Consider the following 704-nt stretch of genomic DNA (forward strand, 5'->3'; position numbering starts at 1 on the left):
GGCCGGCAAGGTACTCGACGAGCGCGCCTTGAGGATCGTGGCCCTCACGCAGGCAACCGAGCGCGAGGTGGCCAGCGTCGCCACCGGCGCCGGCGGCTCCATCTCGCTCGGCGTCGACCCGAGCTGCTCGGGCCTCATGCCCGCGGATCGCCTTGTCGACTTTCACCGGCGCTTTCCCAACGTGGAGTTCGAGGTGCGTGAAGGGCCGACCCCATCGATACTCGACCTCCTCGACGGCGGCATCGTGGACATCGGCGTCGTGAGGACGCCCTTCAAAAGCGACGGGCTGCGTTGCCGCTTTGCCGAGACCGAGCCCCTGGTCGCCGTCATGCCGCCAGCGCTCGAGGTCGGCGAGGAGGCCTCCTGCACCTTGGAGGATCTGTCCGGCCTGCCCCTCATCGTGAGCAGGAGGCTCGTCGCCGAGCTCGGGAAGGCGTTCGAGGTCATGGGAGGGGACCTGCGCATGGCCACCGTCGTCGACGACCCGCGCACCGCGGCGCTGTGGGCGCGCGAGTCGATGGGGTGCGCGCTCGTGCCCCGCTCGCTGATCCGCGTGACCGACACCGGCGACCAGTTCATAAAGACGCTCGAATGCCGCGAGCTCGAGAGCCGTGCCGCCGTCATCTGGAAGGCCCAGCACACCCCCTCAGACCTTTACCGCACCGTCATCGCCCTTCTTGGCGATCTTTCGTAGGCGAGCCGGC

At 69.0% G+C, this 704-nt stretch carries 1 protein-coding gene; it reads left to right on the forward strand.

Annotation, left to right across the window (positions count from 1 at the left end; genetic code table 11):
* On the forward strand, positions 1-694 hold a 694-nt coding region (locus ACT84W_RS09965), incomplete at its 5' end, for a LysR family transcriptional regulator substrate-binding protein (RefSeq protein WP_444329099.1).
* Between the last annotated feature and the right edge of the window lie 10 nt (positions 695-704).

It is taken from the genome of Paratractidigestivibacter sp., from assembly GCF_052362415.1.
Taxonomy (GTDB): Bacteria; Actinomycetota; Coriobacteriia; order Coriobacteriales; family Atopobiaceae; genus Paratractidigestivibacter.